At 69.0% G+C, this 14631-nt stretch carries 10 protein-coding genes; 8 read left to right on the top strand and 2 right to left on the bottom strand.

Features of this window, described 5'->3' with window-relative positions:
* The first annotated feature begins 150 nt into the window (after nucleotides 1-150).
* The 6 genes from kdpF to ACZ5IK_RS10165 are packed head-to-tail and all read left to right on the top strand — an operon-like array spanning nucleotide 151 to nucleotide 7917.
* A complete protein-coding gene (gene kdpF, locus ACZ5IK_RS10190; RefSeq protein WP_020630647.1) occupies nucleotides 151-252 on the top strand; it encodes a K(+)-transporting ATPase subunit F in 102 nt (33 codons plus the stop codon).
* A complete protein-coding gene (gene kdpA / locus ACZ5IK_RS10185) occupies nucleotides 252-1922 on the top strand; it encodes a potassium-transporting ATPase subunit KdpA (RefSeq protein WP_465487419.1) in 1671 nt (556 codons plus the stop codon). The genes kdpF and kdpA overlap by 1 nt, the downstream gene beginning before the upstream one ends.
* Nucleotides 1919-4012, top strand: coding sequence for a potassium-transporting ATPase subunit KdpB (gene kdpB / locus ACZ5IK_RS10180; RefSeq protein ID WP_465487418.1), 2094 nt, complete (start codon nucleotides 1919-1921; stop codon nucleotides 4010-4012). The genes kdpA and kdpB overlap by 4 nt, the downstream gene beginning before the upstream one ends.
* Nucleotides 4013-4016: 4 nt before the next feature.
* On the top strand, nucleotides 4017-4628 hold the full coding sequence (locus ACZ5IK_RS10175; RefSeq protein WP_465487417.1) for a potassium-transporting ATPase subunit C: 612 nt from the start codon (nucleotides 4017-4019) through the stop codon (nucleotides 4626-4628).
* Between the two features lie 5 nt (nucleotides 4629-4633).
* Nucleotides 4634-7219, top strand: coding sequence for a DUF4118 domain-containing protein (locus tag ACZ5IK_RS10170; RefSeq protein WP_465487416.1), 2586 nt, complete (start codon nucleotides 4634-4636; stop codon nucleotides 7217-7219).
* Nucleotides 7216-7917 carry a response regulator gene (locus ACZ5IK_RS10165; protein WP_101609698.1) on the top strand — a complete coding sequence of 234 codons (702 nt, stop codon included), beginning with the start codon at nucleotides 7216-7218 and terminating at the stop codon, nucleotides 7915-7917. The genes ACZ5IK_RS10170 and ACZ5IK_RS10165 overlap by 4 nt, the downstream gene beginning before the upstream one ends.
* A gap of 239 nt (nucleotides 7918-8156) precedes the next feature.
* Here ACZ5IK_RS10165 and ACZ5IK_RS10160 read toward each other — a convergent pair whose 3' ends face one another.
* The gene (locus ACZ5IK_RS10160) at nucleotides 8157-8756 is read right to left on the bottom strand and encodes a hypothetical protein (RefSeq protein WP_465487415.1); all 600 of its coding nucleotides are present in this window, start codon (nucleotides 8754-8756) and stop codon (nucleotides 8157-8159) included.
* 243 nt (nucleotides 8757-8999) lie between these two features.
* Here ACZ5IK_RS10160 and ACZ5IK_RS10155 point away from each other — a divergent pair, with 243 nt between their 5' ends.
* Together ACZ5IK_RS10155 and smc are read left to right on the top strand one after the other, a co-directional pair.
* Nucleotides 9000-9287 carry an acylphosphatase gene (locus ACZ5IK_RS10155; protein WP_101609697.1) on the top strand — a complete coding sequence of 96 codons (288 nt, stop codon included), beginning with the start codon at nucleotides 9000-9002 and terminating at the stop codon, nucleotides 9285-9287.
* Between the two features lie 90 nt (nucleotides 9288-9377).
* Nucleotides 9378-12977 (top strand): chromosome segregation protein SMC, encoded by a 3600-nt coding sequence (gene smc, locus ACZ5IK_RS10150; RefSeq protein WP_465487414.1) that lies wholly within the window; start codon nucleotides 9378-9380, stop codon nucleotides 12975-12977.
* A gap of 69 nt (nucleotides 12978-13046) precedes the next feature.
* On the opposite strand, the gene ACZ5IK_RS10145 is transcribed toward smc, so the two are convergent.
* On the bottom strand, nucleotides 13047-14630 hold the full coding sequence (locus ACZ5IK_RS10145) for a sodium:solute symporter (RefSeq protein ID WP_410605686.1): 1584 nt from the start codon (nucleotides 14628-14630) through the stop codon (nucleotides 13047-13049).
* Between the last annotated feature and the right edge of the window lies 1 nt (nucleotide 14631).

Genomic DNA, 14631 nt, shown 5'->3' with positions numbered 1-14631 from the left:
TGGCCCGTAACCAGCGCACTGTTGCGAGGTCCTGGTCACCGATGGGGTGACCTGTCCTGAGAGGTGCCTAGTGGCCGACTTGCTCTACGCCGTGCTCCTGATCGGCGTATTCGTGGTTCTCGCTCTGACCCTGCGCGGTCTGGAGAAGCTGTGACCGGCACGGGAACCGTGGCCAACGTCGTCGGCGGACTGCTGGCGCTGGGGCTGATCGTCTATTTGTTCATCGCACTGGTCAGGCCGGAGAAATTCTGATGTCAGACGTAATGGCCGGCCTCTTGCAGGCCGGCCTCCTCCTCATCGCGCTCGCGGTGGTCTACCGGCCACTCGGCGATTACATGGCGCGCGTCTTCTCGGTGTCTTCCGCCGAGAAGCACACCAAGGTCGAACGCGGCCTGTACCGCCTGTTCCGGGTGAACCCCGGATCGGAACAGCACTGGAAGACCTACGCGTCCGCCGTGATCGGCTTCTCGTTCGTCTCCGTCGTCTTCCTGTACCTGCTTCAGCGATTCCAAGCGATCCTGCCGTGGAGCCTCGGCAAGGAACCGGTCTCGCCGGCGGTCGCCTTCAACACCGCCGTCAGCTTCGTGACCAACACGAACTGGCAGTCCTACAGCCCCGAAGCGACCATGGGTCACTTCGTCCAGATGGCCGGGCTGACCGTGCAGAACTTCCTCTCCGCCGCCGTGGGCCTTTCGGTCGCCGTCGCGGTCGTCCGCGGTTTCGTCCGCGCGAAGACCGACCGTCTCGGCAACTTCTGGGTGGACCTGACCCGCGGCACGATCCGGATCCTGCTGCCGATCGCGTTCGTGGCCGCGATCGCGCTGATCGCGCTCGGCGTCGTCCAGAGCCTCAAGAGCGGTGTCGACGTCCTCAACCCCGACGGAAGCACCAGCAAGATCGCGCTCGCGCCGGCCGCGAGCCAGGAAGCCATCAAGGAACTCGGCACCAACGGCGGCGGCATCTTCAACGCCAACTCCGCGCACCCCTTCGAGAACCCCAACGCCTGGACCAACCTGATCGAGATCTTCCTGATCCTGGTCATCCCGGTCTCGCTGACCCGGACGTTCGGCAAGCTCGTCGGCAACACCAAACAGGGCTACGTCCTGCTCTCGGTGATGGCCACGCTGTTCACCGCGATGCTCACGGTGACCTGGCTGTCCGAAGCCCACGCGAGCGGTCCCGCGTCCTTGGCCGCCGGGGCGAACCTGGAAGGCAAGGAGCAGCGGTTCGGCATCGGCTTGAGCTCGCTGTTCGCCACCGCGACCACCGGCACGTCGACCGGCGCGGTCAACGGCGCGCACGACAGCTACAGCGGGCTCGGCGGCGGCGGGGTCCTGCTCAACATGCTGCTGGGCGAGATCTCGCCGGGCGGGGTGGGCACCGGTCTTTACGGCATCCTGGTGATGGCCGTGATCGCGATGTTCCTCGCCGGGCTGATGGTCGGCCGGACGCCGGAGTACCTGGGCAAGAAACTCGGCAAACGCGAGGTCACCTGCGCGGCCGTCGCCATGCTGGCGATGCCGACCGTGGTCCTGCTCGGCTCCGGTATCGCGCTCACGCTGGCCGACACCCCGGCCGCCATGACGAACTCGGGCGCGCACGGTCTCTCCGAGGTCCTTTACGCCTACGCCTCGGCGGGCAACAACAACGGCAGCGCGTTCGGCGGGCTCACCGTGACGAACGACTGGTTCCAGTCCTCGCTGTCGGTGGCGATGCTACTCGGCCGGTTCATCCCGATCATCGCCGTGCTGTGCCTGGCCGGATCCCTTGCCTCGCAACGGAAGGTCCCGGAGACCGCGGGCACGCTGCCCACCACCGGACCGCTGTTCGGCACGATGCTCGCGGGCACGATCGTGCTCGTCGCGGCCCTCACCTTCATCCCGGCGCTCGCGCTCGGGCCCATCGCAGAGGCACTCGCATGACCGTCACACAAGAACGCACGCCGGAAGAAACGGCGCAGCACCACAGCGAGAACACCGGCCGGGTAGGTGTCGGGATCTTCAGTCCCCGCCAGCTGCTGACCTCCCTCCCGGAGGCGCTGCGCAAGCTGAACCCCAAGCACCAGCTGGCCAACCCGGTCATGTTCGTGGTGTGGATCGGCTCGGCGCTGACGACGGTCTTCGCCGTCACCGACCCGAGCGTGTTCACCATCCTCATCACGATCTGGCTGTGGTTCACCGTCCTGTTCGCGAACCTCGCCGAGGCCGTCGCGGAGGGCCGGGGCAAGGCGCAGGCGGAAACCCTGCGGCGCAGCAAGAAGGAGACCATCGCGCGCCGTCTCACCGAGGACGGCGACGAGGAGAACGTGCCGGGTGCCGACCTGCGCGTCGGCGACCTCGTGGTCGTCGAGGCCGGACAGGTCATCCCGGGTGACGGCGACGTCGTCGAGGGCATCGCGACCGTCGACGAATCGGCCATCACCGGCGAATCGGCCCCGGTCATCCGGGAATCGGGCGGTGACCGGTGCGCGGTCACCGGCGGCACCACGGTGCTCTCGGACCGCGTCGTCGTGAAGATCACCACCAAACCCGGTGAGTCCTTTGTGGACCGCATGATCGCCTTGGTGGAGGGCGCTTCCCGGCAGAAGACACCGAACGAGATCGCGCTGACGATCCTGCTCTCGACGCTCACGATCATCTTCCTGCTCGCCGTCGTGGCGCTGCAGCCGATGGCGGGCTATTCCGGCAGCCAGCAGTCCGTGATCGTCCTGACCGCGTTGCTGGTCTGCCTGATCCCGACCACGATCGGCGCGCTGCTGTCCGCGATCGGCATCGCCGGGATGGACCGGCTGGTGCAGCGCAACGTGCTCGCGACGAGCGGCCGCGCGGTGGAAGCCGCAGGCGACGTCTCGACGCTGCTGCTGGACAAGACCGGCACGATCACCTTCGGCAACCGCAAGGCCACCGAGCTGGTCCCGGTCGGAACGTCCACTTCGGACGACATCGCCAAAGCGGCGAGGCTGTCCAGCCTCGCCGACGGCACGCCGGAGGGCCGCAGCATCGTCGAACTCGTCGCGAGGGAACACGGGCTCCCGGAGACGGCGTCCGACGACGAGAAGCTCGCGGACTTCGTCGAGTTCACCGCGCAGACACGGATGAGCGGTATCGACATCGGTGAGCGTCAGGTCCGCAAGGGGGCCACCGCCTCCGTCCGGGCGTGGGTCCGCGAACGCGGCGGCGACATGCCGGACGAGACCGAACGGGTCGTCGACGAGATCAGCCAGCAGGGCGGGACCCCGCTGGTGGTCGCGGAGTACGACGGCGTGAAAGCGTTCGTGCTCGGCGTGATCCGGCTGTCCGATGTGGTCAAACCAGGGATGAAGGAGCGGTTCGTCCAGCTCCGCGCGATGGGCATCAAGACCGTGATGATCACCGGGGACAACCCGCTGACCGCGAAGGCCATCGCGCAGGACGCGGGTGTCGACGACTACCTCGCCGAGGCCAAGCCCGAAGACAAGATGGCGCTGATCAAGAAGGAGCAGGAGGGCGGGCGGCTGGTCGCGATGACCGGCGACGGCACCAACGACGCCCCCGCGCTGGCGCAGTCCGACGTCGGCGTCGCGATGAACACCGGGACCTCCGCCGCCAAGGAGGCGGGGAACATGGTGGACCTCGACTCCGACCCGACGAAGCTGATCGAGATCGTGGAGATCGGCAAGCAGCTGCTGATCACCCGCGGCGCGCTGACCACCTTCAGCGTCGCCAACGACCTCGCGAAGTACTTCGCCATCCTGCCCGCGATGTTCACCGGCATCTTCGCCCAGCTCGGCGCGCTCAACATCATGAACCTGGCGACGCCGAAGTCGGCGATCCTGTCGGCGGTCATCTTCAACGCCCTGATCATCGTCGGGCTGATCCCGCTCGCCCTGCGCGGCGTCCGGTACAAGCCGTCCTCGGCTTCGGCGCTGCTGCGCCGGAACCTGCTGGTCTACGGCCTCGGCGGCATCGTCAGCCCGTTCCTCGGGATCTGGCTGATCGACCTGCTCGTCCGTCTCATCCCTGGAATCGGGTAATCCCATGAACGCACTGTTGAAGCAGACCCTCGCCGGGCTGCGTGTCCTGCTCGTCTTCACGGTCCTGCTGGGCGTCGTCTACCCGTTGGGCGTGTGGGCGGTCTCCCGGATCCCCGGCCTCGAAGGCAACGCGGAAGGCTCGATCATCACCCAGAACGGGCAAGCCGTCGGTTCGTCCCTGATCGGCGTCGACCCGGTCGCGGCCGACCCGGCCAAGGACCCCTGGTTCCACAACCGGCCGTCCGCGGGCTCGAAGGACGCCCTCGGTCCCGGCGACCCGTCGTCGTCCGGCGCGTCGAACAAGGGCCCGTACAACGAGGACCTGGTCGCCGCGATCGGCGAACGCAAGAAGCTCATCGCCGCCCGCGAGGGTGTCCAGGAGTCTCAGGTGCCCGCCGACGCGGTGACGACGTCGGGATCGGGGATGGATCCGGCGATCAGCGTCGCGTACGCGGACCTGCAGGTCGCCCGTGTGGCGCGGAACACCGGCCTCTCCGAGGAGAAGGTCCGGCAGCTCGTGGCGGAGAACACGGGCGGCGCCGGGATCGGTGCGCCGGGGGTCACTGTGCTGAAGGTCAACTTGGCCGTGCGCGACGCGGCCGGAGGAGCACACTGACACTCGTGGACGAGAACACGACCAAGCCGCGCCGGGGCGAGCTGAGGATCTACCTCGGCGCCGCCCCGGGCGTCGGCAAGACCTTCGCGATGCTCGGCGAGGCGCGACGCCGCCTCGACCGGGGCACCGACGTGGTCGTCGGCCTGGTCGAGACTCACGGACGCAAGAAGACCGCGGAGCTCGTCGAGGGGCTCGAGACCTTGCCTCGCCGCCGGTCCGAGCACCGGAACCACGAGTTCGAGGAGATGGACCTCGACGCGCTGCTCGCCCGCGCGCCCGAGGTCGCCGTGGTCGACGAACTCGCGCACACCAACGTGCCGGGTTCGCGCAACGAGAAGCGCTGGCAGGACATCGACGAACTGCTCGCCGCCGGGATCGACGTCCTCTCCACGGTGAACGTCCAGCACTTGCAGAGCCTCAACGACGTCGTCGAGCGGATCACCGGCGTCACCCAGCAGGAGACGGTGCCCGACGAGGTCGTGCGGCGGGCCGAGCAGCTGGAGCTGGTCGACATCACGCCCGAGGCGCTGCGGCGGCGCCTCGCGCACGGCAACGTCTACCCCGCCGAGCGGATCGACGCGGCGCTGGGCAACTACTTCCGTCCCGGCAACCTCACCGCCCTGCGGGAGCTCGCGCTGCTGTGGGTCGCCGACCAGGTCGACGTCGCCCTCCAGCGGTACCGGGCCGAGCAGAAGATCACCGACACGTGGGAAGCACGCGAACGGGTGGTCGTGTCCATCACCGGCGGCCCGGAAAGCGAGACGCTGATCCGCCGCGCGAGCCGGATCGCGAACCGCGCGGGCGCCGAACTGCAGGTCCTGCACATCCTGCGCGGGGACGGGCTGGCCGGGATGGGGCCGACGGCGGTCGGCAAGTACCGGAAGCTGACCGAAGAGGTCGGCGCGACCTTCCACACCGTCGTCGGCGACGACGTGCCGACGGCGCTGCTCGACTTCGCGCAGGGGGTGAACGCGACCCAGCTGGTCGTGGGCACGTCACGGCGTTCGCGGGTGGCGAGGCTGTTCGACGAGGGCATCGGCGCGGCCGTGGTCCAGCGGTCCGGCCCGATCGACGTCCACATGGTCACGCACGCGCAGGCGGGCGGGCGGTTGCGCGCTCGGTTCACCCGGAGCCCGTTGACACCGTCGCGACGACTGTCGGGCTGGGCCCTGGCCTTGGTGCTGCCGGCGCTGGCGACCCTGCTCGGGGTGCTGCTGCGGGACCAGCTGGACTTCTCGACCGACGTGGTCGACTACGTGCTCGCGACGGTGCTGGTCGCGCTGGTGGGCGGGCTCGGGCCCGCGCTGCTCGCGGCGGTGCTCTCGGCCGGGCTGCTGAACTTCTTCTTCACGCCACCGCTGTACAACCTGACCGTCCACGAACCGCGCAACGTGATCACCCTGGTCGCGATGGTGCTGGTGGCGATCCTCGTCGCGGCCGTCGTCGACACCGCCGCGAGGCGGGCCACCCAGGCCGCGCGGGCGCGGACCGAGGCGGCGCTGCTCGCCTCGTACGCGCGCACCGTGCTCACCCACACCAACCCGATCGAGCGGCTGCTGGAGAAGGTCCGCGAGAACTTCGGGATGACTTCGGTGACCCTGCTGGAAAAGCGGGACGGGAAGTGGAAACGGGTGGCGAGCGCCGGCACGGATCCCTGCGCCGACCCGGATCAGGCCGACGCCGACATCGCGGTCACCGCCGACGTCCACCTGACGTTGCGGGGACGCGCGCTGCCCGCGTCGGACCGGGGAGTGCTGGAAGCCGTCGCCGGGCAGGCGTTGCTCGCCCTGCGGCAGCAGCGGACGGCGAAGGCGGCCGTCCGCGCCGAACGCAAGGCCGAGGCGACCGAACTGCGCACGGCGCTGCTTTCGGCCGTGGGACACGACCTCCGCACGCCGCTGACGTCCATCAAGGCGTCCATCGGCAGCCTGCGCGCGACCGACATCTCACTGTCCGAAGAGGACACGGACGAGCTGCTGGAAGCGATCGAGGAGTCGGCGGACCGGCTCGCCGGGCTGATCGACAACCTGCTCGACTCCTCCCGGCTGGCGACCGGCGCGGTCCGCCCGCATCTGCGCCCGGTCGGCTTCGACGAGGTCGTCTCGCACGCCCTGTCCAATGTGGACAACTCGGATTCGGTCGTGGTCGCGATCGACGCGCGGCTGCCGTCGGTCTGCGCCGATCCCGGCCTGCTGGAACGGGTGGTGGCGAACGTGATCGACAACGCGCTGCGGCACGGCGTCTCCGGCGAACCGGTGGCTGCGCGCGCCAGCACGCATTCGGAGCACGTCGAACTGCGCATCATCGACCACGGCAAGGGGCTCAAGAAGGGCACCGCGGACTCGGCCTTCGCGCCCTTCCAGCGGCTCGGGGGAGACCGGGACAACGTGCCCGGCGTGGGACTGGGGCTGTCGGTCGCCAAGGGGTTCACCGAGGCGATGGGCGGGCGGATCCGGGCGGAGGACACGCCCGGCGGCGGGCTCACCGTCGTCATCTCGCTGCCCGCATATGTTGGTCAGGATCCCGAAAAGAACCTCCTCGCTTTCGACGACGAGGCTCTCGACAACGAAGAGGGGGAACGGGTGCGATGAACGCAGAAACCGCGTCGGCGACCGTTCTGGTCGTCGACGACGAACCGCAGATCGTGCGAGCCCTGCGGATCAACCTGTCGGCCCGTGGCTACAAGGTGATCACCGCGCACGACGGGACGGCCGCGCTGAAGGCCGTCGCCGAGACCAAACCCGACGTCGTCGTGCTCGACCTCGGCCTGCCCGACCTCGACGGCACCGAAGTGATCGCCGGGCTCCGCGGCTGGACGACGGTGCCGATCATCGTGCTGTCCGCGCGCGGCGACTCGGCCGACAAGGTGCAGGCCCTCGACGCAGGCGCCGACGACTACGTCACCAAACCCTTCGGCATGGACGAGCTCCTGGCACGCCTGCGCGCGGCGGTGCGGCGTTCGGCGGCGTCCAGTGTGGACGGTGCGGACGCGGTGGTGGACACGGGATCGTTCCGCATCGACCTGGCGGCCAAGAAGGTGCGCCGCGACGGCAAGGAAGTGCACCTCACCAAAACCGAATGGGGCGTGCTGGAACTGCTGGTGCGCAACCGGGGACGGCTGGTCGCGCAGAAGCAGCTGCTGCACGAGGTGTGGGGTCCTTCGTACGAGACCGAGTCGCACTACCTGCGGGTGTACCTGGCGCAGCTGCGGCGGAAGCTGGAACCGGAACCCTCGCGGCCGCGGCACCTGCTGACGGAGCCGGGGATGGGGTACCGGTTCGAGATGTGAGCGGGGTTTTCGTTCGGTCCCGGATGCGCTCGAGTGTCAGGAAAGGGGCTTTCAGGACACTTTTTGTCCTGAAAGCCCCTTTCCTGACATCCGGTAAGGCTTACCGAGGTCCACTCGTGGCCTTCGGGAGAACACGGGGAGGACGGGGACTTCCTCGGATCGGTGAGGGACTGTGTGGATCTTGGGACATCTGACGTCCCAAGATCCACACAGTGGGGCCTGGAATCACGTGGTGAGGCCTACCGAGCCGTGCTCGTGGAGGTGTCGGTACCGGAGACACTGGACCGGCCAGGTGAGGAGTCCGGGGCGCCGCTGGAGCTGGAACCGCCACCGCCGGTGGTGGTCGTCGGCGGGTTCTCGGTCGACGGCTTCGGCGTCGTGGTGGGCGGAGGCGTGGTCGGCGGCGTCGTCTTCGTCGAGGACGGCGGCAGCTTCGTCGGCGAGGGATCCGGTCCAGGACCCGGACCGGGGCCGGGCCCAGGTCCCGGGTTCGGCGGCACCACCGGGGGCGGGGTGACGACGCTGGTCGTCTCCTTGCCGTCCGGGCCGACCGACGTCACCGTGGTCGGCGGCGGGGTGGAGCTGGAGGACGCGCCGGGGACCGGCGAGCCGCTGACGGTCATCGGGCCGCCGGGGACGGCGTTGCCCGGGACCAGCTGGACACCGGCGGGCGTGCCCTGCCCGCCGGGGACGCCGGTGCCGCCCGCGGTGGCCGAGACGCCGGGGCCCGCCAGTTCGGCGATCGCCGCGAAGGCCGTCGCCACCACGAGGCCGCTGACGCCGAGTACGGCGTAGCCGGCGCGGTTGAGCTTGCCGGTGGCGCCGCGCGGGGGTGCCACGGACACTCGTGCGCTCGAATCAGACCCGTCGGGACGGGGCATGTGCTGGCTCCTCGGATGGGGGACTTCGGGGAGTTGAAACGGCTGATGAGAGAAACAGCGCGCCGTCTCCGGCTACCCGGGCGAGGTAGCCCAAAGTGGGGACCCGGCGCGGAGATTATCACCGCCGCCTCACCGTCTGCGAACGACGGCGAACGTTGTGTTCACCCTCCGCGTTCATTCGGATGGTGCACGATAGGGGTCGTGAGTGAGGAAGAAACGCACATCAGGCTGACCGCGTGGGTGCACGGCCGGGTCCAGGGTGTCGGTTTCCGCTGGTGGACCCGCAGTAGGGCGCTTGAGCTGGGGCTTGTCGGCAGCGCGGGCAATCTGGCCGACGGACGTGTCGAGGTGGTAGCGGAGGGTGTCCGTGAACACTGTGAGCGGCTTTTGACCGCTCTACGGTCGGGAGAATCACCCGGTAGTGTGGATCGCGTCGTCGAGCGCTGGTCGCCGGCGAAAGGCGGGATCCGCGGGTTCGTGGAGCGCTGAAGCCCCCGCGTCCCACGATCACCCTGGGCGCACAGGTAGCCTGGCCCGATTGAACGACCGGTTCCCGCAGCCTAGAGGGGTCAGCACGACGTGCACCTGAAGAGCCTGACGCTCAAGGGCTTCAAGTCCTTCGCCTCGGCGACGACGTTGCGTTTCGAGCCGGGCATCACCTGTGTGGTCGGGCCGAACGGCTCCGGCAAGTCGAACGTCCTCGACGCGCTCCGCTGGGTCATGGGCACCCAGGGCGCGAAGGACCTGCGCGGCGGCAAGATGGAGGACGTCATCTTCGCCGGGACCGCCGGCCGCGCCCCGCTCGGGCGCGCCGAGGTCACGCTCACCATCGACAACGCCGACGGCGCGCTGCCCATCGAGTACTCCGAGGTCTCGATCACCCGCCGGATGTTCCGCGACGGCGCGAGCGAGTACGAGATCAACGGCGACCGCTGCCGTCTGATGGACGTCCAAGAGCTGCTGTCGGACTCCGGTATCGGCCGCGAGATGCACGTCATCGTCGGGCAGGGGCAGCTTTCCGCGATCCTCGAATCCAAGCCCGAGGAGCGCCGCGCCTTCATCGAAGAGGCCGCGGGCGTCCTCAAGCACCGCAAGCGCAAGGAACAGACTCTGCGCAAGCTCGCGAACATGCAGGGCAACCTCGACCGCCTCGGCGACCTCACCACCGAGCTCCGCCGCCAGCTCAAGCCGCTGGGCAAACAGGCCGAGATCGCCCGCAAGGCGCAGTGGGTGCAGTCCGAACTGCGCGACGCCCGGCTGCGGCTGTTCGCCCACGACCTGGTCACCCAGCGCTCGGGCCTCGCCAAGGAAGAGGCCGACGAGCGGGTCGCCCGTCAGCGCCGTACCGAGGTCGAGCAGGCGCTGGAGATCGTCGCCGCAGAAGAAGCCGAGCTCGAGGCCTCGCTCGCCGAGGACGCGCCGCGCCTGGCCGCGGCCCAGGAGACTTGGTACAAGCTTTCCGCGTTGACGGAGCGGTTGCGCGGCACCGTGCGGCTCGCGCTGGAGCGTCAGCGGCACCTGTCGTCCGACGTGCAGCAGGCGAGCACCGGCCGCGACCCCGACGAGTTGCTCGCCGAGGCCGAGCACGTCGCCGAGCAGGAGCAGGAGCTCAACGAGGCCGTCGCCGAGGCACGCATGGTGCTTTCGGAGACCGTCCAGAAGCGTGAGCAGCTCGAACACCTCGTCCAGGCCGCCGAGCGCGCGCACATGGCCGCCGTCCGCGCCATCGCCGACAGGCGGGAAGGGCTGGCGAAGCTCGCCGGTCAGGTCGAGGCGCTGCGCAGCAAGAACGGCGCCACCTCCGACGAGATCGACAGGCTCACCGTGTCGCTCGAAGAGGCCGCCGAGCGCGCGGAGATCGCCGTCGAGGAACTCGAAGAGGCCAAAGCCGAGGGTGGCGTCGAAGAATCCGACGACGTCGACCTGCAGGCCCACCACGACCGCACGGTGGAGGCCAACAACGCCGCCAAGGCGCGGGTCGAGGAACTGGTCAAGGCCGAGCGGACCGCCGAGCGCGAGATCGCGTCGGAGAAAGCGCGTGTCGAGGCACTGTCGATGGGCTTGCGCCGCAAGGACGGCGCCGGGGCGCTGCTCGGCGCGCAGCACGAACTGCCGGGACTGCTCGGTTCGGTTGCCGCGCTGCTCACCGTCGAGGCGGGTCACGAGGTCGCGCTGGCCGCGGCGCTCGGCCCGGTCGCCGACGCGGTCGCGGTCAACGGCGGCGCCGACGCGCTCGCCGCGTTGAAGTTTTTGAAGGACAACGACTCCGGCCGCGCGGGCATTCTGCTCGGCGGGCTCGAGTCCGTTGTGGACACCAGTGCTTGGCCGTCGCTGCCCCAGGGCGCGCGCTGGGCACGCGAAGTGGTTTCGGCGCCGCCCGCGCTGCGCTCCGCCGTCGAGCACGCGCTCGACCGGGTGGCCATTGTGGACGGTCTGGAGTCCGCGCGGCGGCTCGTCGAGGTGTATCCCGAGGTCAGCACGGTCACGCCCGAGGGCGACGTCTTCGGCGCCCGCTGGGCGGTCGGTGGTTCCGCCCGCAGCGAGAGCGTCATCGAAATCCAGGCCGCCGTCGACGAGGCGGGCGACCGGCTGCACGCCGCCGAACGCGCGCTGGAACGCGCCGCCGCGGAACTCGAAGGCGCCCGCGCCGGACAGCAGGCCCGGCGCGAAGAGGTCGGCAGGGCCAAGGACGCGCTCGGGGACGCGAAGGTCCGCAAGGCCCGCTCGTCCGAGCGCTTGAACCGGATGCAGCAGGCCGCGCGTGCCGCGCAGGCCGAGATGGACCGGCTGAGCAACCAGCGTGCCAAGGTCGAGCAGAGCCGCGAAGAGGCGCTGCGGCAGCTCGCCGAACTCGAAGAGCGGCTGGCCGCCGTCGCCGATCAGGAGATCGACGAGGATCCGGACACCGCCGAGCGCGATCAGGCCGCCGAAGACCTCGGCACGGTCCGCCAGGAGGAGATGGAGTCCCGGCTCGCGCTGCGCACCGCCGAAGAGCGCGCGCGGAGCATCCAGGGCAAGGCCGAATCGCTCCGCCGCGCCGCGCACGCCGAGCGGCAGGCCCGTGAACGCGCCGAAAAGTCCAGGGCGGCGAGGAAACGCGGCGCCGAGATCGCCAACGCGGTGGTCAACGGCGGCGAGATCGCGCTGGAGCGCATCGAGGTCTCCGTGCAGCGCGCCGCCCACGAACGGGACGAGGCGCAGGCGCAGCGGCAGTCGCGGGAGACCGCGCTGACCCAGGTCCGCAGCAAGGTCCGCGAGCTGACCGGCGAGCTGGAGAAGCTCACCGACGCCGTGCACCGCGACGAGGTGCTTCGCGCCGAGCAGCGGTTGCGCCTGGAGCAGCTCGAAACCAAGATCGCCGAGGACTTCGGCATCGGCCTCGAGGACCTCGTCTCCGAGTACGGCCCGGACATCCCCGTGCCGCCGAGCGCGGGGGAGATGGCGGAGTACGAGGCCGCCAAGGAACGCGGCGAAGACGTCACCCAGCCGCCGCCGATGCCCTTCGACCGTGACACCCAGGCTCGCCGGGCGAAGCGCGCGGAGAAGGACCTGAGTCTGCTGGGCAAGGTCAACCCGCTGGCGCTGGAAGAGTTCGCGGCGCTGGAGGAGCGGTACAAGTTCCTCTCGACCCAGCTCGAAGACCTCAAGGACACCCGCAAGGACCTCGAAGCCGTCATCAAGCAGGTCGACGAGAAGATCCTCGAGGTCTTCGAGTCGGCGTACGAGGACGTCGCGCGCGAGTTCGAGACCGTGTTCAGCGTGCTGTTCCCGGGCGGTGAGGGCCGCATGGTGCTCACGCAGCCCAACGACCTGCTCTCCACCGGCGTCGACGTCGAAGCGCGCCCGCCGGGCAAGAAGGTCAAGCGGCTCTCGTTGCTCTCCGGTGGTGAGAAGTCGCTCGTCGCCGTCGGCATGCTGGTGGCGATCTTCCGCGCCCGGCCTTCGCCCTTCTACGTCATGGACGAGGTCGAGGCCGCGCTCGACGACACCAACATGCGACGGCTGATCGGGCTGCTGGAGCAGCTGCGGGACTCTTCGCAGCTGATCATCATCACCCACCAGAAGCCGACCATGGAGATCGCCGACGCCCTGTACGGCGTTTCGATGCAGGGCGACGGCATCACCAAGGTGATCTCGCAGCGGCTCCGGACCGCGGAAGAGGATCCGGTTCCGGCCTGACGCGTGTTATGAACGGGACTTTCCTTGCAAAATTTGCAAGGAAAGTCCCGTTCATTACATCCCGGGGCGCTAGACCGACGAAGGCTCCTTCACGTCCTCTTCGGCGAGCGGGTCCGCGCTGCTGTGCCGCAGCGAGAGCAACCCGCCCACCACGAGCGTGATCACCACGCCGCACAGCGTGTACCAGGGCCAGGCCAGCGCCACCGTGTTCCCCGACGCCTTGCTGAAGTCGACCCCGATCAGGCTGCCGTCCGGCTTGTTGAACTTGACGCCCAGGATGATGAACGCCATCACGACCACCGTCGACACGAACGCCACGATCGCGTCCACCTGCCTGGCCCGCTTGAACAACAGGCCCAGGAGGAACGCGCCGAGCAGCGCGCCGTAGGTGTAGCCGGTGATACCGAGCGCCTGCACCACGATCGGATCGGCCGAGGTCTTGTTGGAGGAGGCGAAGAAACCCGCGCACAGGATCAGCGCGCCCGCCCAGACGATCGTCCAGATCCGGCCGTGCCGCAGCCTGTCGGCTTCGGGCAGCTGCCTGCCGATCACCCGTTCGTAGACGTCGGTCACCGTGGACGAGGCCAGCGCGCCGAGCGACGAACTCAGTGCGGCGGCGAGGATCCCGGCGATCACGAAGCCCGACAACCCGCTCGGCAGATCGTTGACGATGAAGTTCGCGAACAGTTCGTCCTTGTTGGCCAGCCCGAGGCCCTCCGGCTTCGGCTTGGTCGGGTTCAGGCCGTTGTACAGCGCCCACAGCAGCACGCCGATGAACAGGAACAGCGCGAACTGGATGAACACCACGAAACCGCTGGCGACCAAGGCCTTCCGCGCGGCGCGCAGGTCGTTGGTGGACTGCAGGCGTTGCACGATCAGCTGGTCCGAGCCGTGCGACGCCATCGAGAGCACCGCGCCGCCGATCACCGCGGTGAAGAACGCGTACTGCCCGGTGAGCATGTTCGAGGAGAAGTCGAAGATCTGGAACTTGTTGGCGTCGACGGCCTTGCCGAACCAGCCGTCGGGCAGCCTGCTGGAGATCGCCCAGATCACCACGACCGCGCCGAGGATGTACCAGAGCATCTGGATCGCGTCGACCCAGACGACCGCGCGGACCCCGCCGAAGAAGCTGTAGAGCACCATGGCGATCCCGAGCCCGATCACGATGGTCCAGTACGAGACGGTCAGACCGTAGGCCGCCATCACCACCTTGATCGGGATCGCGGTGGCGAACAGCCGGATCCCGTCGGCCAGCGTGCGGGTGAGCAGGAAGGTCACCGACGCGGTGCCCTGCAGTCCGCTGCCGAACCGTTTGCCCAGGAAGGCGTACGCGGTGACCAGGTTGCCCGCCACGTAGCGCGGCAACAGCACCATCGACACCACGATCCGGCCCGCGATGTAGCCGATCGCCAGTGCGAGGTACGTCATCCCGCCGTCGCCGGGGGCGGCGATGTAGGCCACCGTCGGCACGGAAAGCACGGTGAGGGTGGAAGTCTCCGCGGAGACCACCGAAAGGCAGGCCACCCACCAGGAGATCTTGCCTTCCCCGACGAAGTAGTCCGAGCCGGATTTCTGTTTACCGCCGATCCAGACGCCCAGCAGGGGCATGCCGACCAGAAAAAGCCCGATGATCGCGAGGTCAAGTGCGCGCATC

The sequence above is a fragment of the Amycolatopsis sp. NPDC031561 genome (assembly GCF_055580625.1).
Note: the sequence above shows the minus strand (reverse complement) of the source record. Positions and strands in the feature narration are given on the sequence as shown.

Excerpts from the sequence above, each read along its gene's own strand:
- kdpA (WP_465487419.1), top strand. The coding sequence starts at position 252 with ATGTCAGACGTAATGGCCGGCCTCTTGCAGGCCGGCCTCCTCCTCATC.
- ACZ5IK_RS10145 (WP_410605686.1), bottom strand. The coding sequence starts at position 14,630 with ATGCGCGCACTTGACCTCGCGATCATCGGGCTTTTTCTGGTCGGCATG.
- kdpB (WP_465487418.1), top strand. The coding sequence starts at position 1,919 with ATGACCGTCACACAAGAACGCACGCCGGAAGAAACGGCGCAGCACCAC.
- ACZ5IK_RS10175 (WP_465487417.1), top strand. The coding sequence starts at position 4,017 with ATGAACGCACTGTTGAAGCAGACCCTCGCCGGGCTGCGTGTCCTGCTC.
- ACZ5IK_RS10165 (WP_101609698.1), top strand. The coding sequence starts at position 7,216 with ATGAACGCAGAAACCGCGTCGGCGACCGTTCTGGTCGTCGACGACGAA.